This is a genomic window from Streptomyces sp. MspMP-M5, from assembly GCF_000373585.1.
Taxonomy (GTDB): domain Bacteria; phylum Actinomycetota; class Actinomycetes; order Streptomycetales; family Streptomycetaceae; genus Streptomyces.
Window position 1 is genome coordinate 24,912 of sequence record NZ_KB891962.1, and the last position, 26,610, is coordinate 51,521.

The 26,610-nt window shown below is 73.4% G+C and carries 22 protein-coding genes and 1 riboswitch; of the genes, 9 read left to right on the forward strand and 13 right to left on the reverse strand.

What is annotated here, in order from left to right:
• Positions 1-20: 20 nt before the first annotated feature.
• From B073_RS0137395 to B073_RS0137405, 3 genes are all read right to left on the reverse strand, one after another.
• Positions 21-698, reverse strand: a complete 678-nt coding sequence (locus tag B073_RS0137395; protein WP_026248096.1) for a uracil-DNA glycosylase — start codon at positions 696-698, stop codon at positions 21-23.
• A 55-nt stretch (positions 699-753) separates the two neighbouring features.
• Positions 754-1,839: a WD40/YVTN/BNR-like repeat-containing protein gene (locus tag B073_RS0137400; RefSeq protein ID WP_018543173.1), complete on the reverse strand. Its 1,086-nt coding sequence runs from the start codon at positions 1,837-1,839 to the stop codon at positions 754-756.
• Positions 1,840-1,930: 91 nt separating this feature from the next.
• Complete coding sequence (locus B073_RS0137405) at positions 1,931-3,034, reverse strand: NADH:flavin oxidoreductase/NADH oxidase (protein ID WP_018543174.1); 1,104 nt, start codon at positions 3,032-3,034, stop codon at positions 1,931-1,933.
• A 206-nt stretch (positions 3,035-3,240) separates the two neighbouring features.
• On the opposite strand from B073_RS0137405, the gene B073_RS0137410 reads away from it, so the two are divergent.
• Positions 3,241-3,612, forward strand: coding sequence for an ArsR/SmtB family transcription factor (locus B073_RS0137410; protein WP_018543175.1), 372 nt, complete (start codon positions 3,241-3,243; stop codon positions 3,610-3,612).
• A 45-nt stretch (positions 3,613-3,657) separates the two neighbouring features.
• Here the strand turns inward: B073_RS0137410 and B073_RS0137415 are convergent, their stop codons facing one another.
• Positions 3,658-5,031 carry an FAD-dependent oxidoreductase gene (locus B073_RS0137415; protein WP_037814140.1) on the reverse strand — a complete coding sequence of 458 codons (1,374 nt, stop codon included), beginning with the start codon at positions 5,029-5,031 and terminating at the stop codon, positions 3,658-3,660.
• 138 nt (positions 5,032-5,169) lie between these two features.
• Between B073_RS0137415 and B073_RS49525 the strand changes: the two genes are divergently transcribed.
• Positions 5,170-6,102: a DUF6214 family protein gene (locus tag B073_RS49525; RefSeq protein ID WP_018543177.1), complete on the forward strand. Its 933-nt coding sequence runs from the start codon at positions 5,170-5,172 to the stop codon at positions 6,100-6,102.
• A 197-nt stretch (positions 6,103-6,299) separates the two neighbouring features.
• Here the strand turns inward: B073_RS49525 and B073_RS0137425 are convergent, their stop codons facing one another.
• Positions 6,300-6,947, reverse strand: coding sequence for a TetR/AcrR family transcriptional regulator (locus B073_RS0137425; RefSeq protein ID WP_018543178.1), 648 nt, complete (start codon positions 6,945-6,947; stop codon positions 6,300-6,302).
• A gap of 1,156 nt (positions 6,948-8,103) precedes the next feature.
• The gene (locus tag B073_RS0137430; protein WP_018543179.1) at positions 8,104-8,835 is read right to left on the reverse strand and encodes an MgtC/SapB family protein; all 732 of its coding nucleotides are present in this window, start codon (positions 8,833-8,835) and stop codon (positions 8,104-8,106) included.
• Positions 8,836-9,216: 381 nt separating this feature from the next.
• Positions 9,217-9,387: riboswitch (M-box (ykoK) riboswitch) on the reverse strand.
• 143 nt (positions 9,388-9,530) lie between these two features.
• On the opposite strand from B073_RS0137430, the gene B073_RS0137435 reads away from it, so the two are divergent.
• From B073_RS0137435 to B073_RS0137445, 3 genes are all read left to right on the forward strand, one after another.
• Positions 9,531-10,310 carry a hypothetical protein gene (locus B073_RS0137435; RefSeq protein ID WP_018543180.1) on the forward strand — a complete coding sequence of 260 codons (780 nt, stop codon included), beginning with the start codon at positions 9,531-9,533 and terminating at the stop codon, positions 10,308-10,310.
• 447 nt (positions 10,311-10,757) lie between these two features.
• Entirely contained in the window at positions 10,758-14,717 is a 3,960-nt protein-coding gene (gene pls, locus B073_RS42490) for an epsilon-poly-L-lysine synthase Pls (RefSeq protein ID WP_018543181.1), read from the forward strand.
• The gene (locus B073_RS0137445) at positions 14,714-16,117 is read left to right on the forward strand and encodes a M1 family metallopeptidase (RefSeq protein WP_018543182.1); all 1,404 of its coding nucleotides are present in this window, start codon (positions 14,714-14,716) and stop codon (positions 16,115-16,117) included. Before pls ends, B073_RS0137445 begins: the two co-directional genes overlap by 4 nt.
• Positions 16,118-16,204: 87 nt before the next feature.
• Here the strand turns inward: B073_RS0137445 and B073_RS0137450 are convergent, their stop codons facing one another.
• From B073_RS0137450 to B073_RS0137465, 4 genes are all read right to left on the reverse strand, one after another.
• A complete protein-coding gene (locus B073_RS0137450) occupies positions 16,205-16,687 on the reverse strand; it encodes a DUF5709 domain-containing protein (RefSeq protein ID WP_018543183.1) in 483 nt (160 codons plus the stop codon).
• Between the two features lie 83 nt (positions 16,688-16,770).
• Entirely contained in the window at positions 16,771-17,187 is a 417-nt protein-coding gene (locus B073_RS0137455) for a DUF2795 domain-containing protein (protein WP_018543184.1), read from the reverse strand.
• A 179-nt stretch (positions 17,188-17,366) separates the two neighbouring features.
• Complete coding sequence (locus B073_RS0137460; protein WP_018543185.1) at positions 17,367-18,806, reverse strand: MFS transporter; 1,440 nt, start codon at positions 18,804-18,806, stop codon at positions 17,367-17,369.
• Positions 18,803-19,750 carry a nucleoside hydrolase gene (locus B073_RS0137465; protein WP_018543186.1) on the reverse strand — a complete coding sequence of 316 codons (948 nt, stop codon included), beginning with the start codon at positions 19,748-19,750 and terminating at the stop codon, positions 18,803-18,805. Before B073_RS0137465 ends, B073_RS0137460 begins: the two co-directional genes overlap by 4 nt.
• 291 nt (positions 19,751-20,041) lie before the next feature.
• On the opposite strand from B073_RS0137465, the gene B073_RS0137470 reads away from it, so the two are divergent.
• The 3 genes from B073_RS0137470 to B073_RS0137480 all read left to right on the forward strand — a co-directional run bounded on the left by B073_RS0137470 (position 20,042) and on the right by B073_RS0137480 (position 22,813).
• On the forward strand, positions 20,042-21,106 hold the full coding sequence (locus tag B073_RS0137470) for a LacI family DNA-binding transcriptional regulator (protein WP_018543187.1): 1,065 nt from the start codon (positions 20,042-20,044) through the stop codon (positions 21,104-21,106).
• A gap of 61 nt (positions 21,107-21,167) precedes the next feature.
• The gene (locus tag B073_RS0137475; RefSeq protein ID WP_018543188.1) at positions 21,168-21,683 is read left to right on the forward strand and encodes a lytic polysaccharide monooxygenase auxiliary activity family 9 protein; all 516 of its coding nucleotides are present in this window, start codon (positions 21,168-21,170) and stop codon (positions 21,681-21,683) included.
• 182 nt (positions 21,684-21,865) lie between these two features.
• A complete protein-coding gene (locus tag B073_RS0137480) occupies positions 21,866-22,813 on the forward strand; it encodes a hypothetical protein (protein WP_018543189.1) in 948 nt (315 codons plus the stop codon).
• 198 nt (positions 22,814-23,011) lie between these two features.
• Here B073_RS0137480 and B073_RS0137485 read toward each other — a convergent pair whose 3' ends face one another.
• From B073_RS0137485 to B073_RS0137495, 3 genes are all read right to left on the reverse strand, one after another.
• On the reverse strand, positions 23,012-23,398 hold the full coding sequence (locus B073_RS0137485; protein WP_026248097.1) for a DUF779 domain-containing protein: 387 nt from the start codon (positions 23,396-23,398) through the stop codon (positions 23,012-23,014).
• Positions 23,399-23,611: 213 nt separating this feature from the next.
• Positions 23,612-24,538, reverse strand: coding sequence for an aminoglycoside phosphotransferase family protein (locus tag B073_RS0137490; RefSeq protein WP_018543191.1), 927 nt, complete (start codon positions 24,536-24,538; stop codon positions 23,612-23,614).
• 356 nt (positions 24,539-24,894) lie between these two features.
• On the reverse strand, positions 24,895-25,848 hold the full coding sequence (locus B073_RS0137495) for a ScbA/BarX family gamma-butyrolactone biosynthesis protein (protein ID WP_018543192.1): 954 nt from the start codon (positions 25,846-25,848) through the stop codon (positions 24,895-24,897).
• 107 nt (positions 25,849-25,955) lie between these two features.
• Between B073_RS0137495 and B073_RS42495 the strand changes: the two genes are divergently transcribed.
• The gene (locus B073_RS42495) at positions 25,956-26,609 is read left to right on the forward strand and encodes a ScbR family autoregulator-binding transcription factor (protein WP_037814184.1); all 654 of its coding nucleotides are present in this window, start codon (positions 25,956-25,958) and stop codon (positions 26,607-26,609) included.
• The last annotated feature ends 1 nt before the right edge of the window (position 26,610 follow it).

Here is a 26,610-nt window from a genome sequence, read left to right on the forward strand (position 1 = left end):
GCCGCTGAGCACGGCGCGGGTCAGGGCAGCCGCCAGTCCACCGGCTGGGCGCCCTGCCGGACGAGGAGGTCGTTGACCCGGCTGAACGGCCGCGAGCCGAAGAAGCCGCGGTCGGCGGACATCGGGGAGGGGTGTGCGGATTCCACGGCCGGCATCCCGCCCAGCAGCGGCCGCAGATTGCGCGCGTCGCGCCCCCACAGCACCGCCACCAGCGGGCCGCCGCGCGCCACCAGCGCCCGGATGGCCTGCTCGGTGACCTGCTCCCAGCCCTTGCCGCGGTGCGCCGCCGGCTTGCGCGGCGCGGTGGTCAGCGCTCTGTTCAGCAGCAGGACGCCCTGCTGGGTCCACGGGGTGAGGTCGCCGTTGGCCGGCCGGGGGAGCCCGAGGTCGGAGTGCAGCTCGCGGAAGATGTTCTCCAGGCTTCCGGGCAGCGGCCGGACGTCCGGCGCCACGGAGAAGCTCAGCCCGACCGCGTGCCCCGGCGTGGGGTAGGGGTCCTGTCCGACGATGAGCACCCGCACCTCATCGAAGGGTTGCTGGAAGGCGCGCAGCACATTGCTGCCGGCCGGGAGGTACGTCCGGCCCGCGGCGATCTCCGCCCGCAGGAAGTCGCCCATCGCGGCGATCTGTCCGGCGACCGGCTCAAGTGCCTTGGCCCAGCCTGGTTCGACGATGTCTTGGAGAGGTCGTGCAGCCACGGCATCACCCTACTGGCCGATGTGCCCTCCCTCTCACATCCCGGTCAACCGCCGCTCAGGCCACCGCCGCCGCCCGCACGCACAGCACGTCCGGCAGATGCGAGGCGAGCTGCCGCCAGCTGTCGCCGTCGTCGGCGCTGGCGTAGAGCTCGCCGCAGCGGTTGCCGAAATACACCCCCGCGGGGTCCGCGTCGTCGACGGAGAGGGCGTCCCGCAGCACCGTGCCGTAGTGGTCCTCCTCGGGGAGCCCGGCGCTCAGCGGCTCCCAGCTCGCACCGGCGTCGGAGGTGCGGAAGACCCGGCAGCGGTGCCCGGCCGGCACCCGGTCGATGTCGGCGGTGATCGGGAAGAGGTAGGCGACGTCGCCTCTGCGGGGGTGCGCGGCCACCGCGAAGCCGAAGTCGGAGGGCAGCCCGCCGCCGACGTCCGTCCAGGTCGCCCCCGCGTCGTCCGACCGGTAGACGCCCCAGTGGTTCTGGAGGTAGAGCCGGTCGTGGTCGACCGGGTCCGGCGCGATCTTGTGGACGCACTGGCCGAACTCGGGGTGCTGGTCGGGCAGGAAGACCGCCTTGACGCCGGAGTTGGACGGCTCCCAGCCGGCGCCGCCGTCGCGGGTGCGGAACACCCCTGCGGCGGAGACCGCGACCGTCACCCTGGCGGCGTCCCGCGGGTCGGTGACGACGGTGTGGACGGCCAGGCCGCCGCCGCCCGGCACCCACCGCTCGCGGCTGGGGTGCTCCCACAGTGCCCGGACCAGCTCGAAGGTCTCGCCGCGGTCCTCGGAGCGGAACAGTCCGCCGGGCTCGGTGCCGGCGTAGACCACCTCGGGCGCCGCCGGGCCCGCCGGGTGCAGCTGCCACACCCGCTCCAGCGAAGTCCCGGTGTCCTTGGGGTACTTCACGGCCGGGCGGGCCGGCTCCTGCCAGGTGTCGCCCAGGTCGTCGGAGTGGAAAACCGACGGGCCCCAGTGCGCGCTGTCGGCCCCGGCCAGGAGTCTGGGCCGTGCGCCGCGGGTGTCGATCGCGAGGGAGTAGACCGCCTGGGCGGGGAAGTGCGGTCCGCTCAACCGCCAGGCCCCGCGCCGCCGGTGGCCGATGAACAGCCCTTTGCGGGTGCCCACCGCGAGGAGTACGTCTGTCATGCCGGAACACCTCCGGGACGCCGTTGTCTCAGATGGTTGCCAGTGTGCACCCGGCCACTGACAACGGCGTCCCGATCGGTGTCCGCGCAGGTCAGATGGCCCGGTGATACTGCTGCGGAATGTGTACGGCGGCGCGGAGTTCGCGCGCGGCGTGCTGGGCGAAGCTCGGCGAGCGCAGCAGCTCGCGGCCGAGCAGCACCGCGTCGGCCTGGCCGTCCGCGATGATCTTCTCGGCCTGCCGGGCCTCGGTGATCAGCCCGACCGCGCCCACCGCGAGGCCGGCCTCCTTCTTGACGCGCTCGGCGAACGGCACCTGGTAGCCCGGCGCCACCGCGATCCTGGCGTTCGGGGCGTTGCCGCCGGTGGAGGTGTCCAGCAGGTCGACGCCGTGCTCCTTGAGGTCACGGGCGAACCGCACGGTGTCGTCGGCGGTCCAGCCCTCGCGGTCGTCGCCGTCGTCCTCGCTGAGCCAGTCGGTCGCCGAGATCCGGAAGAACACCGGCAGGTCCTCGGGCCACACCGCGCGCACCGCGTCGACGATCTCCAGGGGAAGCCGGGTCCGGTTCTCGTAGGAGCCGCCGTAGGCGTCGGTGCGCCGGTTGCTGTACGGGGAGAGGAACTGGTTGATCAGGTAGCCGTGCGCACCGTGGATCTCGGCCACCTGGAAGCCGGCGGCGAGCGCCCGGCGCGCGGTCTCGGCGAACTTCCCGACCAGCTCGGCGATCTGCGCCGGCGACAGCTCCTCGGGGGTGGTGGACGCGTCGTCGAAGGCCAGCGGGCTCGGGCCGACCGGCCGCCAGCCGTACTGCTCCTCGGGGCGCAGCGGGCGGCTGCGGTCCACCCAGGTGCGCTCGGTGGACGCCTTGCGGCCGGCGTGGGCGATCTGGATGCCGGGGACGCTGTTCTGGGCCTTGATCGCGTCGGTGATCCGGCGGAACGCCGCGGTCTGGGTGTCGTTCCACAGCCCCAGGTCGTAGGGGCTGATCCGGCCCTCGGGGGCGACCGCGGTCGCCTCGGTGAGGATCAGGCCGGTGCCGCCCGCGGCCCGCGCCGCCAGGTGCTGGAAGTGCCAGTCGCCGGGGACGCCCTCGGCCGGCCCCTCGGGGGCGGCGCTGTACTGGCACATCGGCGCCATCCACAGGCGGTTGGGGACGGTCAGCGACCGAAGACGGAGGGGATCGAAGAGTGCGCTCACGGCAGGCTCCTGTACCGGGACGAGGACGATGGACGGGGCCGCGACGGCCCGCCCTTCTACGATAGGCATCGTATTACGGCAGGTGTCAAACTACGATGGTTCTCGTACAATGAGGGCCTCGGAGGTCGCAGGAACACCGGGAACGCCGTGCGCGAGTGCGCCACCGATCAGCCGCCCGTCAACAGATCCGCAGGTCAGGAGCCGTCATGACGACCGAAACCGCAGTCGCCGGGGCCGCCTCGGGCGCCCGGTCGCTACCGCACCCGGAGCGCGAGGACATCCGGCTCGCCCAGGTGCTCCACGCCCTCGCCGACCCGATGCGGCTGCGGATCGTCTGCGCCCTGGCCGCCGCCGAGGGCGAGCTGAACTGCGCGGACATCGAACTCCCGGTCAGCAAGTCGACCTGTACGCACCACTACCGGGTGCTCCGCGAGCACGGCGTGATCCAGCAGTTCTACCGCGGCACCGCCAAGATGAACGGCCTGCGCCGGGCCGACCTCGACGAGCTGTTCCCCGGCCTGATCGACGGCGTCCTCCGCGCGGCCGACCTCCAGGAGCGTCGCCTCGGCGAACGCTGAACGGGCCCGCGCCGGCGACGGCACGGGCCCGGCGGGCACCACGCCTCAGCGCCCCACCATCGCCGACCGCGCCGCGCGCAGCAGCCCCTCCCAGTCGGCCAGCTTGACCGTCCCGCGGCCCAGACCGCGGCCCCGCTCCGCCTCCGCCGCCTCGATGGCCAGCCAGCCCCGCCAGGGCACCGGCCGCGCCCCGGCCCGCTCCAGCGCCGCCACCGGATCCGCCGCCACCGGCCGCCGCGCCAACTCCGCCGCGTCCGCCAGCAGGGACGTCGCGGTTTCCTTGGCGCACGGCCGGTTGGTGCCGATCACCCCGGTGGGGCCGCGCTTGATCCACCCCGCCACATAGACGCCCGGGTACGGCTCCCCGTCCCGCAGGACCCGCCCGCCCGCGTGCGGCACCGTCCCGGTCGCCTCGTCGAACGGCAGCCCCGGCTGCGGCAGCCCCCGGTAGCCGACCGACCGTAGTACCAACTGCCCCTCGATCTCCTCGTGTTCGCCGGTCCCCGTGACCCCGCCGCGCCCGTCGGGCACGGTCCGCTCGAACCGCACCGCCCGCACCCCGGCCGCCGGATCGCCGAGGATCTCCACCGGCCGCAGGAAGAACCGCAGATGGATCCGGCGCGGCCGGCCCACCCCCGACGCCATGGCCACCGGCCGCTCGGCCCAGTCGTGCAGCACCTCGATGTTCCGCCGCACCGGGGCGGGCAGCGCGCTCGGGTCGCGGTACCCCGGGTCCAGCGCCAGTTCCTCCGGCCGGACCAGCACCCGCGTACCGGGCAGCGCGCCCAGCTCCCGCAGCTCCTTGGTGGTGAACTTGGCGTGCGAGGGGCCCCGCCGCCCCACCATCCACACGTCCTCGACCCGGCTGTCGGCCATCGCCCCCAGCGCCCCCTGCGGCATGTCGGTGGCGGCCAGCTCGGCGGCCCCCCGGGACAGCATCCGGGCCACGTCCACCGCGACGTTCCCCACCCCGATCACCACCGCCGAACGGGCCGTCAGCGTGAAGCCGTCGGCCGCCGCGTCCGGGTGCGCGCTGTACCAGGCGACGAAGTCGGTGGCCGGGTGGCTGCCGGGCAGCTCCTCCCCGGGGATGTCCAGCCGCCGGTCGGTGGCGGCGCCCACACAGAACACCACCGCGTGGAACATCTTCCGCAACTCCGCCAGGCCCACCCCGGCGTCGCCCACCTCGATGTTCCCCAGGAAGTGCACCCGGGGGTGCTCCAGCACCGTCCGCAGGTTGTTCTGCAGCGACTTGATCTTCTCGTGGTCCGGTGCCACGCCGTACCGCACCAGCCCGTACGGGCAGGGCAGCCGGTCCAGGACATGGACCTCGATGTCCGGGACGGCCTCCTGTCCGACCAGCGTCTGGGCGGTGTAGACACCGCTCGGTCCGGAACCGATCACAGCGACACGAAGCACGGGTGGCCCCTTCCGCGGAGTAACCCCAGGATCGCACCGGCGGCCGTGCGGCGGGAGAGCTGCGCTATCGGGGTTGCTCCCGGTCCGATGAGCGTGCCGCGCCCCTTGGCCGGGTGAGCTGGAGGCTAGGTTTTGTTTGTGTCGGAAAGTGAGTTTTATACCGATAACCCCCGATATAAAGCGCAAGGTGGGGCACTGGCGTGGCCCGACTGGGAGCTTCAGGCGCATGGCTCGGCAGCGCCCGAACTGGGCCCCTGGTTCAGTGCCCGGCTGTCCTTCCCCCACGGCGCCCGGATCGACGTCCTGGTCACGGTCAACGGCGACCGCCTCACCGTCGAGGACGTCCGCGCCGACCCGCCCCTGACACTCGACGACCTCGCCTCCCTCGCCCACTGGATCGAGGGCCCGCTCGACGATGCCTGCCGGGCCGCCACCGGACGTCCCCCGAAGTCCCCGGCCGGCGCCGCGGCGGCCCCCGATCCGGCGCCCGGCCCGGCACCCGCCGCACCGGAGCAGCGCGAGGGCACGGCCCGGCCCCGGCGGACCCGCGCCGGCACCAACGCCCCGGCGGGCGACGTCGTCCACGGCGAGGGCGCACTCTGCGGCCCGGCCACCGCACCGGCGGCCGCCGCCACCCCGGCAGCCCCGGCACCCGACGACGCGACACTCGCACCGGCGCCCGGTGCCACACCGGACGACGCCCCCGGCCCGGCGCCCACCGACGCAACCGAGGCGGCCCCCGGCACGGCGCGAACCACCGCAACCGCCGAGGGCGACGCCCCGGAGCCGGAGACCGGCCCGCACCCCGCGCCGGGCGCCACCCCGGACGACGGGGCGGGTTCCGACGCCGCCGGGCCGCCCGCCGAACCGCGCTCGGCCGTCCTCGTCCGCTCCCGGGCCGGCGAACGCCGCAAGATCGCCGCGGCGGCCTACCGCGCGGCCCAGCAGGACGGCCGCGACCCGATCCAGGCCGTCATGCACGCCACCGGCCGCAACCGCCGCCGCGCCCTGCGCCTGATCGCCGGCGCCCGCGACGCGGGCCTGCTGACGCCGCGTCACAACAAGCGGTAGGTCACCCAGTGCGGACTACGACACCCGAACCCCCCTACAAAACAGAGGAGTTCACGACCTCAGCACCCAAAACGCTCGAAGTGCGTGAAACGCTCGAAACGTCCGCAAGGCCACAGTGCCTTCGGTGCGGCCAGTGTCCCCAGTGCCCGCAGCACCCGCAGCACTCACATCGGCCCGGAGGCTGCCGGTCCCTCCCGTCACACGCCGGGGCGTCCACGCGTCGTCGCGCCCTCGGGAGGCCGTTCGCCCGGCGGGACGCCCATCTCCCAGGAAAGTCCGTACCGTTGGAAGAGTTCGGCGCGCAGCCGGACCCGCGGCATCTGGGCGCCCGGCAGCAGCATCGGCACCACCGAACCCATCAGTAGCGCGCGGAGCATCGGATAGTCCGTGTCGGGATCGGCCGACCCGTACGCCGCCACCGTCTCCCGCAGCAGCTGGGCCAGCCGTTGCTGCTCCGGGCACTGGATGAATCCCGGGGACATCAGGATGCCGGCCATGTGGGTACGCATCAGCAGCGGTTCGTCGTGGGCCAGTCCCAGGATCGCGTCGATCGCGCGGGCCAGCAGCTCCCGTCCGGCGTCCGGGCCCGTCGGGCGGGGGGCGCGCTCCAGGGCGGCCTGCAGCGTGCGGTGCATCAGCCGGTGCACCGCCGACTGGAGAAGCTGGTGCTTGCCGGGGAAGTAATACGAGATCAGCCCGCGGGCCGCCCCCGCGCGCTGGGCGATGTCGCCGAGCGTCGTGGCCTCGTAACCGCGCTCGCCCACCAGCTCGACCGTCGCCTGTAAGAGTCGCTCGCGGGAGCGCCGCCGCAATTCTTCGTTGACCGATGCGCTGCGGGGGGACATGCTGTAACTCCTGCGTTGACTGGCTGAGAGCCAATATACTCAGTGCAGGTTCCGGAGGCCCGCTCGCGAGGGCGGTGAATCCGGCCAGGCTGTCTGGTTCGGGCGATGCGGGGGATCGCCCGAGTCAGGCTGAGGTGGGGCCGGGGTTGGCCTCGTGGCCGGCGTGTTGCCAGGTCAAGGGTTAACCCCGGTTCACGTCAGGTTGCAGGTTCGCTCACCTCTGGTCGGTTCTGATCACGCCTTGCGGATCACATCTTGCTGGCTCGTTGCTGACTTCCTGACGCCCAGTCAGTTCCCTCTAGGTGCCCTGCAGATCCCTCCGCGGGCGATCGTGGCCCTTCAGTGGTGCCGGCCGCGCGAGCCCGTCCGCTGGACGGCTTGACGTCACGATTTCCCTCTCGGGCGCTCTGAAGTCGCACTTGCTGGTCAATTGATTCCCGTCTCTGCTCTCTGTGTTGACGCCATCCTGAAGTGCCCGCAGAGACCTTCCCGGGTGTCGTTCGCCGGGTGTCTGCAGTTGCGGGCGGCGAGTGACTGATGGCTCGTCAGGAAGCCTCCGAGGGTGTGTGGTGTGGCTGGGAGTCGTGCGGGGTGGGTGTGGTCTCCTGGGGCAGGGGTTGAGCGTGGGTTTCCCGCATGCGGAAGGCGGCCGGGAGGCCGAGGAGGGCTGACGGCCAGGGCAGCAGCAGGGCGAGGCGGTAGTCGCCGAGGTGGCGGATGGTCCTCGGCCACCTGCGCCCTTGCCCATCGGCGTGGTGAAGACCGGGAGGGCTGCCGTCTGTTGCACGGCCGCGAGCTGCGCGCACGCGTCGGAACCGGGTACTCCGACGCCGGCGGTCACGATCGGCCGTTGTCCCCGGGCCGGCAGTTCGGCCGCCTCGCGCACCGCGGACGAGTCCGGGCACGGCCGGTCCGGCGGCACCCGGTCCAGTCGGGCCGTCCGCCGGCCACCGGCGCCTGCGGCTCGGCCGGTGCTCGCCCGAGAACGTCCTTCGGCGCCAGCAGCACGGCCGGCCCGGCCCGGCCGCCGCGGTGAACGCCATGTCGACGTAGTCGTCGGCGCGTTCCGGGTCGTCCACCGATAAAGGGTCTTTATCGCACCTTCGGGGGCCGTAAAGGAGCTTTCGCCGAAGGGAGTTGGGGGCGGGGGGGCGGATCAGGCCAGTGCGCCTTGTTCCGTGGGGAGTTCGGGCTCGTCGAGGTGCCAGTGGAGGTCGCGGACGTCCGGTTCCAGGGAGAGCCGGGCGATGACCTGCTCCAGGGCCTGGGCGGGGGTGCCGGAGACGGTGACCGCGGCGCGGATGCCGGTGGTGTCCTCGGCGTCCCGGCGGGCCCGCAGGCTGACGGGTGTCAGTCCGGAGGCGGTGAGCGCCTGGAGCAGGAGGGCGCGGATGTGGGTCTCCGCCCGGCGCTCGCAGACCACGTGCACGGTGGCGTGCACCGCCGCGTCCGGGTCGGAGCCGGCGGCCGGGGCCCGGTCGAGCAGCCGCCCGGCCGGGCGGAGCACGAGGTGGACGGCGAGTACGGCGAGGGTGCCGAGGACGGCGAGTTCGAGTCGTCCGGAGGCGGCCAGGACGCCGGCCGCCGCCGAGCACCACAGCGTGGCGGCGGTGTTCAGCCCGCGGACTCCCGCCCCGTCCCGGAGGATCACCCCGCCGCCGAGGAAGCCGATGCCGGAGACGACGTAGGAGGCGACCCGGGTGGGGCTGCCGGAGTCCCCGACGGCGGTGCTGTAGAGGACGAAGAGGGTGGCGCCGGTGGCGACGAGGGCGTTGGTGCGCAGCCCGGCCATCCGGGCGCGCCACTGGCGCTCGACACCGATGAGCGCTCCGCAGGCCACGCCGGTGGCGAGCCGGACCAGGAAGTCGACGACGGTCAGGGTGTGCATGGGAGCACCTCCTCGGAGACGGGGGAGGGGGACGGGAGAGGGGGACGTCGGTGCGGACGAACGGGCAGTGGCACAGGGCGACTTGCCGGCCCAGGGGGCCCTGTGCCGACCGCCCTGCGCCGACCGCCCTGCCCCGACCTCCCTGCGCGGACGCGCAGCACGGTGACCCGTGACGGCGGGCGGCCGTACGGGGGCGCGGTGCGGCGGGGTGGCCGCGCTGGGAGGGCGGTTACCGTGTGCCGGAAGGGTGCGAGGGCGGGCGGAAGCGGGGCCGATGACGACCCGGATCACTGCAATCCATGTCTCTCGCCTCCTTCCGGCCGGGGTGTGCCCGGGGCGCCGTCGTCGATCCGGAAAGGAGCGGACCGGTCGCCGTCGACCGGCTCACCCCATACTCGTCAGAGCTTTGGCACGTCACGGCGTAGCCCCGTGCGGGCAGCCACCTGGGGTCACCCCTTGTGCCGGGGAGACCTGTCCTGATCCGGAGCGTCTCTCGACGGGTGGGATCAGTGGCCGGTGTCCGTGGCGACGCCTCACCGAACGAGGTGATCGCTGCGTCGAACCTCCAGGAGTGTAGCCCCTTACTTGCGTATGCGTGCAAGTCTTGACCGATTCTTGATGCCGGGCGGCTCCGCCCCGCTGGTCCGGGGTGCGGCGCTGGACACCGTCCCGGGCCTCGGGTGAGCATGAGGCGCATGTCCCACGACCCCGAGCCTGGCGAGACGGGCCGTGCCGGCTCCGAAGCCGAGCGCCTGGACCGCATCGAGGCACTCCTGGCGCCCGCCATGGCGGGGGTGGAGGAGGCCGGGCGGCGGCTGCGGCCGGCCTGGCGGCGGGTGACCCGCGGCGAGCCCCGCTGGCCGTCGACCCTCGCGGTGCTGGTGGCGGCGGCGCTGCAGGGGCTGCTGCCGGCGCGGCTGACGATCCATCCGGCGTGGCTGCTGCCGGGGCTGGAGACCGCGCTGGTGCTGGTGCTGGTGGTGGCCGATCCGTTCCGCATCGAGCGGGTCTCCCGGCTCTACCGGTGGGCGGGGCTGGTGCTGATCGCGATGATCAGCGCGGCGAACGGCTGGTCCGCGGTGCATCTGGTGATCGGCCTGGTGCGCGGTACGGAGGGCGAGGACGCCGGGCCGCTGCTGGCGACCGGCGGCGGCATCTGGGCCACCAATGTCATCGTCTTCGCGCTGTGGTACTGGGAGTGGGACCGCGGCGGCCCGGTCGCCCGGGTCCACGCCGTGCACCGCTACCCGGACTTCCTCTTCCCGCAGATGGCGACGCCGGAGCTGGCCGCGGAGCACTGGGAGCCGCAGTTCGCCGACTACCTGTATCTGTCGTTCACCAACGCCACCGCCTTCAGTCCCACCGACGTGATGCCGCTGACCCGTTGGGCGAAGTTGCTGATGCTGTTGCAGTCGGCGGTCTCGCTGCTGACGGTCGTTCTGGTGGTGGCCCGTGCGGTCAACATTCTCAAGTAGCGTGCGCCGGGCATCCCGCGGGGCGCACGGGGCGTCAAAAAAGGTGTGGGGGCGGCGTGATGAGGGTATGGCGGCGTCATGACGGGTCGATGAGACGGCCGTGAGAATTCGATGAAGACTTGCTCAGTTGCGCAATCCTTGATCAAGACTTGACCGGGTGCCCCGTAACCGTTCGACTGCAAGGCTCTGACCTGCGGTTTTGAGGGTCGGGAGAGTGGTGCCGAAAACAATCCCCGGCAGCGGTCAATTCTTCCCCATGGCATGGTCAGGTGCCGGTGCCGGATTCCGGACGCTGCCTGCCCAAGCGCCCGGCTCCCCCTTTCACAACACGTTCGATTGGGGGAACGGGGAACCCGAGCCGCGAACCGGTGCCCGGGCGGCGGCATCTCTAGTGGCGAACGTCCGAGGGTTTCCAACCCACCGGCACCGAACAACAGAGGCATATCGATGTCGTCGCCCCTTCTCGAATCGTCCTTCGAGCCGTCAGAATCCGTGCCCTCACCGGCCGTCTACCGCACCGCCGGCACCCCGGCCCCGCGAACCCTGCTCGACGTGCTCGATGCCACCGCCGCCGCACATCCCCAGGCGATCGCCCTGGACACGGGCTCCGAAGTGCTCACCTACCGCGACCTGTGCACCGAGGCCGAACGCCGCGCACGGCAGCTCAGGGACCGCGGCATCGGTCCCGGCGACCGGGTCGGAGTCCGTGTGCCTTCGGGGACCGCCGAGCTGTACCTGTCCATCCTCGCCGTCCTGCGCAGCGGAGCGGCCTACGTTCCGGTCGACGCCGACGACCCCGACGAGCGGGCCGCCACCGTCTTCCGCGAGGCCGCCGTCTGCGCCGTCCTCGGCCCGGCCGGCCCGCCGCCCGGCCTGGCCCGGCCCGCCGGGGCCGCGCGCGCCCCGGGCCTCCGGGACGACGCCTGGATCATCTTCACCTCCGGCTCGACCGGCGCGCCCAAGGGTGTCGCGGTCAGCCACCGCTCCGCCGCCGCCTTCGTCGACGCCGAGGCCGGACTGTTCTGCCAGGACCGGCCGCTGGGCCCCGGCGACCGGGTGCTGGCCGGGCTGTCCGTCGCCTTCGACGCCTCCTGCGAGGAGATGTGGCTCGCCTGGCGGCACGGCGCCTGCCTGGTGCCCGCGCCCCGCTCGCTGGTCCGGGCCGGCCATGAACTCGGCCCGTGGCTGGTCGAGCGCGGCATCACCGTGGTCTCCACCGTGCCCACCCTCGCCGCGCTCTGGCCGGACGAGGCGATGCGTCGGGTCCGGCTGCTGATCGTCGGCGGCGAGTCCTGCCCCGCCGGGCTCGTCGACCGCTTCGCCGGCCCCGGCCGCGAGATGTGGAACACCTACGGCCCCACCGAGACCACCGTCGTCGCCTGCGCCGCCCGCCTCCTGCCGGGCGAGCCGGTCCGCATCGGCCTGCCCCTGGAGGGCTGGCAGCTCGCCGTCGTCGATGGGGCCGGGCGGCCGGTGCCGTACGGAGCGGAGGGCGAGCTGCTGATCGGCGGCGTGGGCATCGCCCGCTACCTCGACCCGGTCAAGGACGCCGAGCGCTTCCGGCCCGACGACGTGCTGGACACCGACCGCGCCTACCGCACCGGCGACCTGGTCCGCGCCGAACCCGAGGGCCTGCTCTTCGTCGGACGCGCCGACGACCAGATCAAACTCGGCGGCCGCCGGATCGAGCTGGGCGAGATCGACGCCGCGCTGGCCGCGCTGCCCGGCGTCCGCGGCGCCGCCGCGGCCGTCCAGACCACCCCGGCCGGCACCCAGGTCCTGGTCGGCTACGTCGTCCCCGACCGGCCAACCGCCGACGGCTCCGGCTTCCAGCAGGACAAGGCCCGCGCCCTGCTCCAGGAACGGCTGCCGGCCCAACTGGTGCCCGTCCTGGCCGAGGTCGAGAGCCTGCCCACCCGGACCTCCGGCAAGGTCGACCGCAAGGCGCTGCCCTGGCCGCTGCCGGCCGCCCCGCTCGCGGCCGGCACCGACGACCCGGCCGCGGCCCTGCACGGCACCGCCGCCCGCCTCGCCGAGATCTGGACCGACCTCCTCGGCGTCCGCCCCGGCCCGGACAGCGACTTCGTCGCCCTCGGCGGCACCAGCCTCGTCGCCGCCCGGATGGCCTCCCGGCTCCGCGCCCACCACCCCGGCGTCTCGGTCGCCGACCTCTACCGCCACCCGGTGCTGCGCGACATGGCCGAGCACCTCGACTCGCTCGGCGGCCCGGTGGACGAGGTCCGCCCGGTCCGCCCCGTCCCGCGCCGCACCGCCGTCGTCCAACTCCTCGTCCAGACCGGCCTGTACGGCATCGCCGGGCTGCGCGGACTCGTCGGTCTCGCGCTCGCGGACAACATCCTCGGCTGGCTCGCCCCGCAGGTCTGGGCCCCGCACACCGCCTGGTGGCTGATCATCGTCGGCTGGGTGGTGCTCTACAGCGCCCCGATGCGCTGCGCCCTCGGCGCCCTCGCCGCCCGGACACTCGCCGGCTCCCTCCGCCCCGGCGCCTATCCGCGCGGCGGCGCCACCCACCTGCGCCTGTGGACCGCCGAACGCGTGGTCGCCGCCTTCGGCGTCCCGTCCCTGCTCGGCACACCCTGGGCGCGGCTCTACGCCCGGACGCTGGGCTGCGCCACCGGCCGCGACGTGGCACTGCACACCATGCCGCCGGTCACCGGCCTCGCCGAACTCGGCGACGGCTGCAGCGTCGAACCCGAGGCCGACATCTCCGGCTGGTGGCTCGACGGCGACACCCTGCACATCGGCACGGTCCGGATCGGCGCCGGGGCCCGGGTCGCCCACCGCAGCATGCTGATGCCCGGCGCCGTCGTCGGCCGGGACGCCGAACTCGCCGCCGGCGGCTGCCTGAACGGCGAGATCCCCGACGGCGCCTGCTGGACCGGCTCCCCGGCTCGCCCCGCCGGCGCCGCCGAGCGGATGGCCGGCGCCGCCTGGCCCGCGCCCCGGCGGCACCGCTCGCGCCGCTGGACCGTCGCCTACGCGCTCGCCCTGCTCGGCCTGCCGCTGCTGGCCCTGCTGTCCGGCGCCCCCGCACTGGTCGGCGCGTACTTCCTGCTCCGCGACAGCGGCACCCTGGGCACCGCCGCGGTGCGCCTGCTGGTGGCCGCACCGGTCTTCACGGTCCTCACCACCGGCTGCTCGATCCTGGTGACCGCCGGCGTGGTGCGGCTCCTCGGCCGCGGCATCAAGCCCGGCCTGCACCCGGCCGGCGGCGGCGTCGCCTGGCGCGCCTGGCTGGTGACCCGCCTCCTGGACGGCGCCCGCGGCAGCCTCTTCCCGCTCTACGCCAGCCTCGGCACCCCGCACTGGCTGCGGCTGCTCGGCGCCAAGGTCGGCAAGCACGCCGAGATCTCCACCGTGCTGCCGCTGCCCTCCCTGCTGCACGTCGAGGACGGCGCCTTCCTCGCCGACGACACCCTCGTCGCCCCCTTCGAACTCCGCGGCGGATGGCTGCGGCTGGGCACCGTCCGGATCGGCCGCCGGGCCTTCGTCGGCAACTCCGGCATCGTCGACCCCGGCCACGACGTCCCCGACCACAGCCTGGTCGGCGTGCTCTCCAACGCGCCCGCCGACGGCGAACCGGGGATGTCCTGGCTGGGCCGCCCGGCCATGCCGCTGCCCCGGGTGGCGGCCCAGGCCGACCCGGCCCGGACCTTCGCACCGCCGCGCCGGCTGGTCCTGGCCCGCGCCGCCGTGGAAATGTGCCGGGTGCTGCCCCTGATGTGCGCAGTGGCCCTCGCCGAGGGCGTGTTCCTCACCGAACAGGACGCCTTCACCCACGGCGGCCTCGGCCTCGCGGCGCTGATCGGCGCCCCGCTGCTGCTGGTCGCGGGCCTGCTGGCGCTGCTCGTCACCACCGCCGCGAAGTGGACGCTGGTCGGCCGGTTCACCGCCGGCGAGCATCCGCTGTGGTCCTCGTTCGTGTGGCGCAACGAGCTCTACGACACCTTCGTCGAGTCGCTCGCCGTGCCCTCGATGGCCGGCGCCTTCACCGGCACCCCGGTGCTCAACTGGTGGCTGCGCACCCTCGGCGCCAAGATCGGGCGCGGGGTCTGGCTGGAGAGCTACTGGCTGCCGGAGACCGACCTGATCACCCTCGCCGACGGCGTCAGCGTCAACCGCGGCTGCGTCCTGCAGACCCACCTCTTCCACGACCGGATCATGCGCCTGGACACCGTCCGCCTCGCCGAGGGCTCCTCGCTCGGCCCGCACGGCATCGTGCTCCCCGGCACCGACGTCGGGGCGCGCGCCTCGATCGCACCGTCGTCCCTGGTCATGCGCGGCGAGAGCGTGCCCGCCCACACCCGCTGGGCCGGCAACCCGATCGCCGGCGAACGCCCGGCCCGCCCCACCGCGGCCCGCGCGGAAGGCGGGGCGGCCGCGTGACCCGCTGCAGCAGGCGCGCGCTCCTCCGGGGCGCCGCCCTGCTCCCGCTCGCCGCGACGGCCGCGGACGGCCTCGCCTGGTCGCTCTCCGAGCGCTACTTCCCGCGGCACGGCACCTACGCCCACGACACCGTCTCCTACGACCTGCACCTGACCTACCGCCCGTCCGACGGCGGCCTCCAGGGGCGGGCCCGCATCGAGGCGGTGGCCAACGGGCCCCTGGACCGGGTCGAGTTGGACCTCTCCCGTCTGACCGTGCACACCGCCCACATCGACGGGACCCGGGTCCGCACCCGCCAGCAGAACGGGAAGCTCTACCTGGCGGCCCCCTACCCGCTGGCCACCGGCGCCCGCTTCACCATGGACATCGGCTACCGCGGCCGGCCCCGCCCGGTCCGCTCGCCGTTCGGCCCGATCGGCTGGGACCGCACCGGCGACTCGCACGGCGGGACCCTGGTCGCCTCCCAGCCGCTCGGCGCCCCGTCGTGGTTCCCCTGCAACGACCGTCCCGACGACAAGGCGGCCTTCACCTTCCGGATCAGCGTCCCGCACGGCCAGCACGCCCTCGCCAACGGCACCCTGCTCGAACGCCGCCGCAGCGGGCCGCACGAGTGCTGGACCTACCACCACCCCGGCCCCATGGCGCCGTACCTCGCCGCGCTCTACACCGGGCGGTTCCGGCACGACAGCGGCACCGCCCGCCTCGGCCCGGACCACCCGGCGATCACGCTGCACAACTCCTATCCCGCGCGGCTGGCCGAGCAGGCGGCGTACGACCTGGCCCGTCAGCCGGACATGCTCCGGGCGTTCAGCGACCACTTCGGCCGCTACCCGTTCGAGGCGTACGGCGCGGTGGTCGTCGACGCCGAACTCGCCGCCCCGGTCGAGAACCAGACCCGGTCGGTGTTCGGCAGCAACCACATCGACGGCCAGCGCGGCGCGGAGACCCTGGTCGCGCACGAGATCGCCCACCAGTGGTACGGCAACAGCGTCAGCCTGCGCGACTGGCGCGACATCTGGCTCAACGAGGGCTTCGCCACCTACGCGGAGTGGCTGTGGTCCGAGCACATCGGCGAGGACACCGCCGACGAGATCGCCCGCCGGGAATGGCGCACGCTGCGCGACCGCCCCCAGGACCTGCGGATCGCCGACCCCGGCCAGCGCCGGATCTTCGACGACCGGGTCTACGTCCGCGGTGCCTGCGCCCTGCACGCGCTCCGCCGCGCCGTCGGCGACCAGCGGTTCTTCGCCGTGCTCCGCAGCTGGCACAGCGCACACCGCGGCGCCAGCGCCGACACCGGGGCCTTCCTCGCCCACGCCGAACGCTGCGCCGGCCCCCGGGCTCGGCCGCTGCTGCACACCTGGCTGTACGAGAAGCCGCTGCCTGTACTGGCGGCCTGAACACCCCGCGTCCCCGGGTGGCGGGGCGGGCGGGTGCCCCGCCCGCCACCGGGGACGCCCGGCTCAGCCCCGCCCCTCGGTCAGGCCCTACAACTCACCTTCGACCGACCCGCCCACGTCGTGGGCGATGTGCACCGCCGCCTCCTCGGCGGACGCGGCGCCGCCGTCGATGCCGACGTCGCGGGCGGTGATGTCGTTGCTGCCGCCGCCGCGCCAGAAGCCCTCGTCGTGGCTGACGATCCGCCCGGCGCGCTCGTCGCCGACCTGGTCGTCGTAGGGCTCGCCCTCGCCGTCCGGCAGATCGCCGATGCCGTCGCCGTCCCGCGCGCACACGTCCGGCAGCTCGATCGAGAGCCGGTGGGCCAGCGACTCGCGGTCGTGCTGCTCCTGCGCGGTGGTCCCGTCGTGGTTCACCACGAACGGGCGCTCCGGCGGCGAGTAGCCGGTGTCCAGCGTCTCGTCGAGCCCGGGCTCGTCGAGGGCGTCCTCCATGTCGAGGTCGTTGGGGTTGTCCTCGGGGGCAGATCTGGGCGGCTGGTAGACCTCGTCGCCCATGGCGTCGTCGGACATTGCCGCCCTCCTTTTCGCCTCCGTGCGGGGTCGGTGGGTGCGCTCCGTCATGGCCATTGTCCGCCGGTGAGCGCCGCTCGGCCTCAGGAGCGCCGGTCCTCGGTTCCCAGCCCGAGCGACTCGGCGATGCCCTGCACGTTTCCGTAGCGGTGGTGGGCGGGCAACTGCTCGGCCATCGTGACCAGGCGGTCCGGGGCGTGGTTGCCGCGCAGGGTGCGGATGATGTCGCCGCGCTCGGCCGGATAGACGCTGCGCCCGAGGTACTGGGCCAGCTCGGAGCGCAGGCCGACATCGCGCTCGGACATACCGTGCGGGGTGCCGCCCCGATAGACGCTCTCCGGAGAGGGGGCCGCCACCGGCTGGTCCTCGCCGGCCGGCTCCAGCTCGCGGCTCTCGTCCGTGCGCAGGGAGCGGTCCAGCGACATCTGGCCCCGAAGCTGCTTCTTCATCATGTCGTCCCGGGCGGGACCGGTCTTGTCCATACCGTGTTCCATGACCATTGCTGCCTCCGTTGCCTCCCTTTCCAGTCTCCCTTTTCCCCTGGCCCTGACAACAGGGCGGGACGGGATGGACAGGAATGAACAGGGAGGGACCGCGCCGCTCGTACGACGCGACCGCCCGCCGCCCCGGGGTCCGGGTGCGGCGGGCGGTCGCGTCGTAGGGCCCGTGCCGTCGGTCGTCAGCCGTTGGCCTCGGCCGCCACCGGCTTCGGGATCAGGAACGACGTCGCGATGGCCAGCGCCAGGATGACCACACCGGCGATCATGCCAGCGGTGTAGCCGCCGGCCGAGGCCGGGTCGGCGGGCGTCAGCGCGGTCTTCACCGCGTACAGCGCAGCGAAGCTCAGCCCCGCGCCGAGGTTGAAGGCGCCCGCGTTCAGACCCGGCAGGAAGCCGGGGTTCTCGCCGGGGGAGAGGACGATGCCCAGCCCGTTGAGGACGATGTTGGCCACGCCCGCGTAGGTGATGCCCACCAGCAGCGAGGTCACCAGCAGCAGCACATGCGACTGGCTGTGCATCGTCAGCAGCATCAGCACCACCGACCCCACGGAGCCGAAGAGGCCCAGCCGCAGGATCCGGCCGTAGCCGAAGGTCGCGGCCAGCCGGCCGGCCACCGGGCCCATCGCCAGCCCGGCGAGCGCGTACGGCGACAGCGTCCACCAGGCGGACTGCTCAGCGGACATCCCCAGACCGGCCTGTGCGTCCTGGGCGAAGGCCGGGATCAGGCCGTTCATCACCGCGAACACACCGGTCATCGTCAGCACCGTGGTCAACAGCAGCGACCAGGTGGCGCGCTGCTTGAGGTGCCGGGTGGCGACCAGCGGGTGCCCGCTGCGGTTCTCGGTCCGCCAGAACAGCGCGAACGCGACGGCGGCCAGCACCACCAGTACGGCGATCATCGTCCAGTCGGCGGCGGCCAGCTTGCCGGCCTCGTTCAGGGCGATCAGCAGCGCGCCGACCGAGACGACCAGCAGTGCCGCGCCGGGCCAGTCCATCCGGGACGCGGCCGCGGCCTTGGACTCCGGGGTCAGGGTGGCCACCAGGGCGGTCGCCACGGCCGCCACGACCGCCATCGCCCAGAAGACCGACTCGAAGCCGTGGTGGTCGGCGAGGTAGCCGCCGGCCAGCGAGTCGATGCCGGCGATACCGCCGTTGACGGCGGTGATCACGCCCAGCAGCGTGCCGTACTTCTTGGGCTCCTTGACCTCGACCCGCAGCATGATCAGGCACAGCGGGACGACCGGCCCGCTCACGCCCTGGATGATCCGCCCGGCGAACAGCATCGGGACGCTCGTCGCCAGCGCGGCGACCACACACCCGACGGCCATCAGGGCCAGCATGCCGGCCAGCACCCGGCGCCGGCCGAGGACGTCGCCCAGCCGGGGCAGGAAGAGTGAGAACAGCGCGGCGGAGGTGAAGAACGCGGTCTGCGTCATGCCCACTTCGGCGGAGCTGGCACCGAGCGAGTCCTCGATGCTCTTCAGCGCCGGGCTGAGCATGCTGGCGTTCAGCTGGAAGGCGAAGCAGGCCGCCAGCAGCGCGGTGACCAGTACGCCGATCCGGACGCCGGACCCGACGCCGGAGACCTCGGTGGTACGTGGTGCGGTGGAGAGGTTCATGCCCGGCCTTCGCCGATCCGCTCCAGGGCGTCCACGACGAGGTTCCAGAACCGCTCGTGGTCCAGCTTGACCGCGACCTGGGTGTGGCAGTCGGCCGGCGCCGGCGCCCGGAAGTCGGTGACGGTCATGCCCAGGGTCAGCGCGCCGCGCAGCTCGATGTCGACCGGCGCCTTGCGGACGGTCATCACGTCCGGGTCGATGACGTACGCCACCGCGCACGGGTCGTGCACCGGCGGGTGGTCGAAGCCCTGGTTCTCGCGGTACGCCTCGCGGAAGAAGTCCAGCAGCTCCAGCACGAACCGGGACGGTGCGGTGCCCAGCGCGGCGATCCGCGCCTCGACCTCGGGGGTGGCCAGCGCCTGGTGGGTGAGGTCCAGACCGACCATGGTGACCGGCCACTTCTCGTTGAAGACGATGTGCGCGGCCTCGGGGTCGATGATGATGTTGAACTCGGCGACCGCGCTCCAGTTGCCCTCGTGGTAGCCGCCGCCCATCAGGACGACCTCGCGCACCCGCTCGGCGATCCGGGGCTCCTTGCGCACGGCCATCGCGATGTTGGTCAGCCCGGCGGTGGGGACGATGGTGATCTCGCCCGGCTCGTGCGACATCACGGTGTCGATGATGAGGTCGACGGCGTGCCGGCGGTCCAGCTCGAAGGCCGGCTCGGGCAGTTCGGGCCCGTCGAGGCCGGTCTCGCCGTGGATGTCGGGGGCGGTCTCGATGGACCGGACCAGCGGACGCGGGTTGCCCGCGGCGAACGGCACACCGGTGATCCCGGCGATCGCCGCCACCGACAGCGCGTTGCGGGTCACCTTCTCCAGCGTCTGGTTGCCGACCACGGTCGTCACGGCGACCAGTTCGACGTCGGGATTGCCGTGGGCCAGGAGCATGGCGATCGCGTCGTCATGCCCCGGGTCGCAGTCGAGGATGATCTTTCTGGCCAACGGGCGAGCCCCTTTGCTCTGCGGAACGGTGAAGCGGGGTGAACTCGATCTCTGGGGCGCGCCGCAGCAGGCAGCTACCTCGGGAAAACGTTCTCCGGAAATTTCGCTCATACGCCGCGGAGATGTCAATGAAACGTCAACGAAGTGTGAGGCAGGTGACCCGGCTACCCACTGGTATCGAGCCGTACGGAGCTGGTACGCCTGTGCACGGGCGGTGATAACGTTTGCCGCCATCGTCCGGGACGGCGCCGTTCGCACGGCCGCCGTCCCGAAGTGGAAGGGCACGCCGTCGTGGCCGAAGTGACCTTGCGGGACGTCGCGCACGCGGCGGGCTGCTCCGTCGCCACCGTCTCCCGCGTGCTGGCCGGCACCCGCCCGGTCGGCGCCGAGACGGCCCGCGCCGTGCGCGAGGCGGCCGACCGTCTGGGCTACCGCCCCAACGAGGTCGCCCGCGCGCTGCGCAGCCGCTGCACCGGCACCGTCGGCCTGGTCCTCCCGCAGATCACCAACCCCTTCTTCCCCTCCCTGGTCCGGGAGTTGGAGCACGTCCTGCACGCCGAGGGCCGGGCCGTCCTGCTCGCCGACTGCGACGACGACCCGGAGACCGAGGCCGCCCGGATCGCCGCCCTGCTGGGCCGCCGGGTGGACGCCCTGCTGCTGATCCCGGTGGACGAGCGGCGCAGCCGGGACGCGGTGGCCGCCGCCGCGGCACAGGTGCCGCTGGTGCTGCTGGACCGCGGCTGCGGCCCCGGCGTCGCCGACTCGGTCGCGGTCGACAACGCCGCCGGGATGGCCCTCGTCCTGGACCACCTCGCCGCCACCGGCCGCCGCCGCCCGTGCTTCATCGGCGCCGCCGGCACCGCCTCCGCGGCGGTCGAGCGGCGCACGGCCTACGCCGCGGGGGCGGCCGCCCTCGACCCGGCCGCGCCCGCACGCACGGTGCTCGGCGACTTCTCCGTGGAGTGGGGCCGGGCTGCCGTGGACCGCATCTGGCCGGCCCGGCCGGACGCCGTGATCTGCGCCAACGACCTGATCGCGGCCGGCGCCCTGCAGCGCCTGCGCCAGCTGGGCGCCGACGTCCCCGGCGAGGTCGCGGTCACCGGCTTCGACGACATCCCGCTGGCCGGTCTCGCCGATCCGGCGCTGACGACGGTGCGCCAGCCGGTGGCCGAACTCGCCGCCGAAGCCGCCCGGTTGCTCGCCCGTCGCCCCGCCACGGCCCCGGTCCCCGGCCCCCGCCGCCCGGTGCGCACCGTCCGCCTCGCGCCGGAACTGGTGGTCCGGGTCTCCAGTGCGGTGGGTGGGGCGCGTGGCGAGCATGTACGACCTCTTGACCGTACGCGGTCAGAGCATTAAGTCTGGACCAATCGCTCGGCACGTCTTCACGTCAACCACCCCCCTACGCGAAAGGGTTGACATGGACAAGAAAAGAAGGCTGGCCCTCGCCATAGGCGCCGGCATCGCCCCCCTCCTCGTCGTCACCCTGCCGGCCGGCCCGGCCAGCGCCCACGGCTATGTCTCCTCGCCGCCCAGTCGGCAGGCCCAGTGCGCCGCCGGCACCGTCGACTGCGGCCCCATCAAGTGGGAGCCGCAGAGCGTCGAAGGGCCCAAGGGGCTGACCAGCTGCAGCGGCGGCAACAGCCAGTTCGCCGATCTGGACGACGACTCCAAGCCGTGGCAGGTCACCCCGGTCAACAGCAGCCAGACCTTCACCTGGCGGTTCACGGCCCGTCACGCCACCAGCAACTGGCAGTACTTCGCCAACGGCCGGAAGGTCGCCGAGATCGACGGCCACGGCGCCCAGCCTCCGGCCGAGGTCTCCCACACCGTGGACTTCGGCGACATCAAGGGCAAGCAGAAGATCCTCGCGGTCTGGAACATCGCCGACACCGCCAACGCCTTCTACGCCTGCATCGACGTCAACATCGGCTAGGACCACCCGCTCGTCCGGCTCCGCATTCCCTTCTGTATTCCCTTCCGTCTCCCCTCCGCTCACCGTCCCCACGGTCGCCCCGCGTCCCCGTCCCCGGCCGCGGGGCGACCCCGCTGACGGAGGCACCCGTTACCATCGGCGCATTCAAGGCCGATGCGGCCGGCCGCAGCCGGGAGGAAGAGATGGGTCTGTTCCGCCGAGGACCGAAGCGGGATCCCCGCGAGCTCGCACGCGACGAGGAGTTCGGCTTCTTCTCGGAGCGGGAAGGCCGCTTCTTCAGATCCGAGGTCCGGCAGGCGTTCGCCGAGCGCGGCCTGGAGGTCACCGTCTACGCCGGCGTGGTCACCGACTCCGCCGGCCGTCAGTTCGGCCTGGGCAATCTGGCCGCCGTCTGCCATCGTGACCGCCGCGGCGAGCGCTGCTGGCCGGGGCTCGTCCGCGACCACGTCGGCAAGGTGCTGCGCACCATGGACGGCCCGCAGCCGCTGGAGATCCTCTCCCACGACGAGATCCGGGCCTGTCTCTATCCCCGGATCGTCGCCCAGGAGACCCTGCCCGCCTCCGACTCCTTCCACTACGGCCACGAGCCGGCGCCCGGCCTGTGCGAGGTGCTCGCCCTCGATCTGCCCGAGGCCGTCCAGATGCTCAGCGAGGACTCCCTCACCGACCTCGGGGACGTCGCGGAGCTGCGGATCCGCGCCATGAACAACCTCCGCGCGCTGCCCGTCGAGGGGCACGAGACGGTGCGGCGCGGCGACGGCTCCGCGTTCGAGGTGCTGCTGGGGGACTCCTTCTTCACCGCGAGCCGGGTACTGGTCCTCGACGACCTGGTCGAGCGCCTGATGGGCACCGCCCTCACCCCCGACGGCGCCCTGGTCGCCCTGCCCTTCCGCCACCAGCTGGCGTTCCACCGCATCCACGACGCCCAGGTCATCCCGGCGCTCCAGGCGATGGCGCAGTTCGCCGCGGCCGGCCATGAGGACGCGGCGGGCGCGATCAGCCCCCGGGTGTACTGGTGGCGGCGCGGACGGATGACACCACTGAGCGAACCGGACGGCGACGGCCTTCGGGTGGTGGTCGACGTGGAGTTCCAGGACATGCTGGAGCGCCTGGTCCAGGACGAGCCGTAACCGCCCCGCCGCCCGCCCGGAGGCCCGGGGTCCCGCCCGTACGGAATTTTTCCGCACTCTTCCGCGAATCTTCACCGGGCGGGAACTCCGGCCGCCGCCGGCCCGTTGGGCCCGGTGAGACCCCGCGCTTTCCCCCGTGCGCGGGGTCTCACCGTTTCCGCCGGAGCCTTTGCTCCCGGCTCCCGCCGACCCGGGGCCTTATCCGTCGAGCCGCGCCCGCTCCTCGTCCGTGAAGAGCCGCGAGCGGATCAGAAAGCGCACCCCCTCCGGCGCCTCCAGCGAGAAGCCGCTGCCCCGCCCCGGTACGACGTCCACTGTCAGATGGGTGTGCCGCCAGCGGGCGAACTGCTCGCCCGACATCCAGAAGTCCACCGTCTCGGGCACGCCCGCCACCGCCAGCCGCCCCAGCCGCACGTCCGACCCGCCGGTACGGAACTCCCCGGCCGGGTAGCACATCGGCGCACTGCCGTCGCAGCAGCCGCCGGACTGGTGGAACATCAGTGGCCCGTGCCGCTCGCGCAGCGTGCGCAGCAGCGCGGCGGCGGTGTCGGTGAGCGCGATCCGCGCGGCGCCGTCGTGCGGCAGGCCGGTTCCCCGGTCGTCCGTGGCGCCTGTGACGTCCGTGTCGTGCACGTGCTGCCCCCTTCGTCGGCCGGACACCTACGGTGCCCCCGCCGGGCGGGGAGGCACCCCGCCCGGCAGCATGGCAGACGCCGCCCGCATCACGGAACACGGCGCCGCACGACGGCCCGAGGGCCGCACGCTCCCTCAAGAGACCTCAGACCCGGTCGACGGGCCTCACATCCGGTGCTCCAACAGGGCGGTGGCGATGGCCACTTGGTCGGATTCGAGCGCGGACTCGCCGTCCTCGATCTCCCACAGGGCGTTCTGCAGCACCCGGCCGAGCGTCCAGCCTGCGGCCCGTTCGCGGTCCAGGCCGACCACCTCCGTCAGCAGGTCGAAGCGGCGCAGCACCGCTCGCCGCACATCACCGGTGGCCACCATCTCGTCCCACCGGTTGCGCAGGGCGGGCATCAACTCGAAACCGGGGTCGCCGGCCAGCGGCTCCGGATCGATGGCCAGCCAGGGCTCCCGCTCGCCGGCCAGTACGTTGTCGTAGTGCAGGTCCCAGTGGAGCAGGCGGTCCCCGCTCTCACCGAGCAGACCGGCCACGACGGACGCGCAGCAGCGCACCAGTTCCCGTTCGGCCGGGTCGTGCAGCGCGCCGACGGCCCGCGGGGCCTGGTCGAGCATGGCGGCGGCGACGTCCGCGAGCCGCCGCAGCCCCGGCGGGGCCGGTACCGCCACCAGCCGTGCCATCAGCCCGGCCAGGATCAGCAGCGCCTCGGTGTCGTCGGGCACCGCGGACAGCGGCCGGGCGGCGTCCAGCCGCTCCAACAGCAGGGTGGCGCTCGCCTCGTCGTGGTCGAGCAGCCGCACGATGCCGTTGCCGCCCCAGGTCCGCAGGCCGATCGCGGCGCCCTCGGTCTCCTCCCGCGCCTGCTGGAGCTTGAGCGCGGCCGGCGTACCGTCCGGCCGCCGTACCGGCAGCACGAGCGAGGCCATGCCGTAGCGGGCGGGGCCGTCCGGCCGCAGCGCCCAGCGGTCGAGGAACTCCGCGCCGAGCGCGGGCAGTCGGGCGAGCCAGGCGCGCTCCGCGGCGCCGTGCGCACCGTAGGAGGCGGCGAACGCCTGGGGGACGTCGATCGGGGTCGACGTGGTCATGAGGAACTCTCCTTCGTGGATCCGGAGCCGGATTCGGCGTGTGATGCGGCAACGAAGGAGTAGGCGGGGGTGCCCGGGCTGCGGGCAGGCGTCAAAGCATGGGTCCACCCTAACGCGGGGGGCCGTGATGGGGGGCGGCGGTGCCTGGCACACGGGCCGGGACGCCCGCCCGGGGCGCGGCCCCGCGACCGCCTCCGGTAGAGCAAATCCCGTGTGTTGCAAGGGAGTTGGCGTGATCCGCCGGTGCCGTACCCATCATCGGAACCGAGGCCGGGGGCCTGGCCGCGCCCGGCGCCGGAACATGACGATCACTACGTTGCCGCGATCGCTACGCCGCGGAGGGCCACGCAACGGGGTCAGTGGCTGGATGAAGGTCCGCGTTTTACGCCCTGTGCGTAACTGAGGGTGCCGTAGGCCGTTGGTGTGCCGCCCTGGACGACGCGGAACACGCAGGTCGCGTGGTGCCGGGTGCACAGGACGCGCGCGGACGGCGCGAGTTCGGTGAACCGGACCGCCCTCAGCCGCCCGGCGCACGGCCGGGCCAGTGCGCCCCCGCTGCGGTAGGCGACGGCCTGCCGGGCCGCCTCCAGCAGCACCATCCCGGGTACGTGGTCGGTGGGGTGGTCGAAGAGGAACGGGTGCAAGGGGTCGGCCGGTGCCACCAGAAGCCCTTCCCCGTCCTCGGCCAGTACCGCGTCCTGGGGGTGGTTCACCGTCAGTGCGGCGGTGTCCGGCCGGTGCGCCGCCGGGGGCATACGCGGCGCCGGGTCGGCCGCGCCCCGTGCCCGCAGTGCGGCGTAGCCCGCCCGGTGCACGAACCGCACGCCGCCGCCGCCCCACCCGAACACCACCCCGCGGGCGGCGAAGACGGCGGACAGGCGCAGGCCGGTGACGGAGCCGTTCGGAGCCCGCCGGACGCCGTTGACCTCGGTACGGCAACTGACCTCCGTCGCGCCCGGCCCGGGCGCCGGCTCGCTCGCCGGCACCAGGCGGAAGTGCAGGTCGGTGATGATCGCCCGGTGTGCCGGGGGCACCCCGTGGAACCGCAGCGGCACATACAGCCCGAGCTGGCGCAGGGTCTCGACCAGGACCAGCGGACTGTGCCGCTGCGATCCGTCGCGGGGGAACGTCGTGTGGGCGCGCGGCCAGCACGCCGCCGCCTCGAAGACGTCCGGGGCGGCTGTCCGCCGGACATCCGTGAGCAGGACCTCCGCCACGGAGGTCCGGTGCACCAACTCCCGCTCGACGGTGCGGGACCAGCTCAGCGGTCCGGGCCCGCCGCCGGCGCTGCCGACAGGTGACGTACTCATATGACCAGGGAATATCGAATCTCGAACACGCGCACCTGTGAATGTGCGGGGTCCGGGCGCGCGGTACATTTCCTGCCGAGGGCACGAGGACGACATCCGAGGTGCATGTGCAGAGCCGGGCGAAGACCACCCGCAGGTTCCTTCTGGAAGCGGCCGCGACCCTGTTCGACGAACGGGGCTATGCCGGGACGAGCATCAGCGATATCAGTTCTCATTCCGGCCGCACCAGCGGCGCGATCTATTTCCACTTCGCCAGCAAGGAGAAGCTCGCCCTCGCCATCGTCGAGGAACACTTCGTCACCTGGCCGCAGTTGATCGGCCGCTACCGGCAGACCGGAGTGCCGGCACTGGAGAAACTCGTCGGGCTGAGCTTCGACGTGGCGCGGGCGTTCCGGGACGACATCGTGGTCCGGGCCGGGGCCCGCCTCTGGGCCGAGCGCAAGGCCATCGAGACCCAGCTGCCGACGCCGTTCCTCGGCTGGATCGAGGCCGTCACCCAGCTGCTGGAGGAGGCCGACCGCAACGGCGAACTCGCCGTCGGTGTGGCGCCCGCCGCCACCGCGCACGGCGTCGTCTGTGCCTTCTTCGGGCTGCACACCGTCTCCGACGCCCTGGAGGGGCGGCGGAACATCGAGCGGCACCTGGGCGACCTGTGGCTGCTGCTGCTCCGCGGCCTCCAGGCCGAGCCCGACCCCGCCGCCCTGCTGGACCGGGTGCACCGACGGGCCCGTGCCCGGCAGCCGGCCCCCGAGCCGGCCTGAC

Bases quoted from the DNA above. Each gene is read 5' to 3' on its own strand.
- B073_RS0137400 (WP_018543173.1), bottom strand. From the start codon at position 1,839: ATGACAGACGTACTCCTCGCGGTGGGCACCCGCAAAGGGCTGTTCATC.
- B073_RS0137410 (WP_018543175.1), top strand. From the start codon at position 3,241: ATGACGACCGAAACCGCAGTCGCCGGGGCCGCCTCGGGCGCCCGGTCG.
- B073_RS0137425 (WP_018543178.1), bottom strand. From the start codon at position 6,947: ATGTCCCCCCGCAGCGCATCGGTCAACGAAGAATTGCGGCGGCGCTCC.
- B073_RS0137430 (WP_018543179.1), bottom strand. From the start codon at position 8,835: ATGCACACCCTGACCGTCGTCGACTTCCTGGTCCGGCTCGCCACCGGC.
- B073_RS0137435 (WP_018543180.1), top strand. From the start codon at position 9,531: ATGTCCCACGACCCCGAGCCTGGCGAGACGGGCCGTGCCGGCTCCGAA.
- pls (WP_018543181.1), top strand. From the start codon at position 10,758: ATGTCGTCGCCCCTTCTCGAATCGTCCTTCGAGCCGTCAGAATCCGTG.
- B073_RS0137450 (WP_018543183.1), bottom strand. From the start codon at position 16,687: ATGTCCGACGACGCCATGGGCGACGAGGTCTACCAGCCGCCCAGATCT.
- B073_RS0137455 (WP_018543184.1), bottom strand. From the start codon at position 17,187: ATGGTCATGGAACACGGTATGGACAAGACCGGTCCCGCCCGGGACGAC.
- B073_RS0137460 (WP_018543185.1), bottom strand. From the start codon at position 18,806: ATGAACCTCTCCACCGCACCACGTACCACCGAGGTCTCCGGCGTCGGG.
- B073_RS0137475 (WP_018543188.1), top strand. From the start codon at position 21,168: ATGGACAAGAAAAGAAGGCTGGCCCTCGCCATAGGCGCCGGCATCGCC.
- B073_RS0137480 (WP_018543189.1), top strand. From the start codon at position 21,866: ATGGGTCTGTTCCGCCGAGGACCGAAGCGGGATCCCCGCGAGCTCGCA.
- B073_RS0137490 (WP_018543191.1), bottom strand. From the start codon at position 24,538: ATGACCACGTCGACCCCGATCGACGTCCCCCAGGCGTTCGCCGCCTCC.
- B073_RS0137495 (WP_018543192.1), bottom strand. From the start codon at position 25,848: ATGAGTACGTCACCTGTCGGCAGCGCCGGCGGCGGGCCCGGACCGCTG.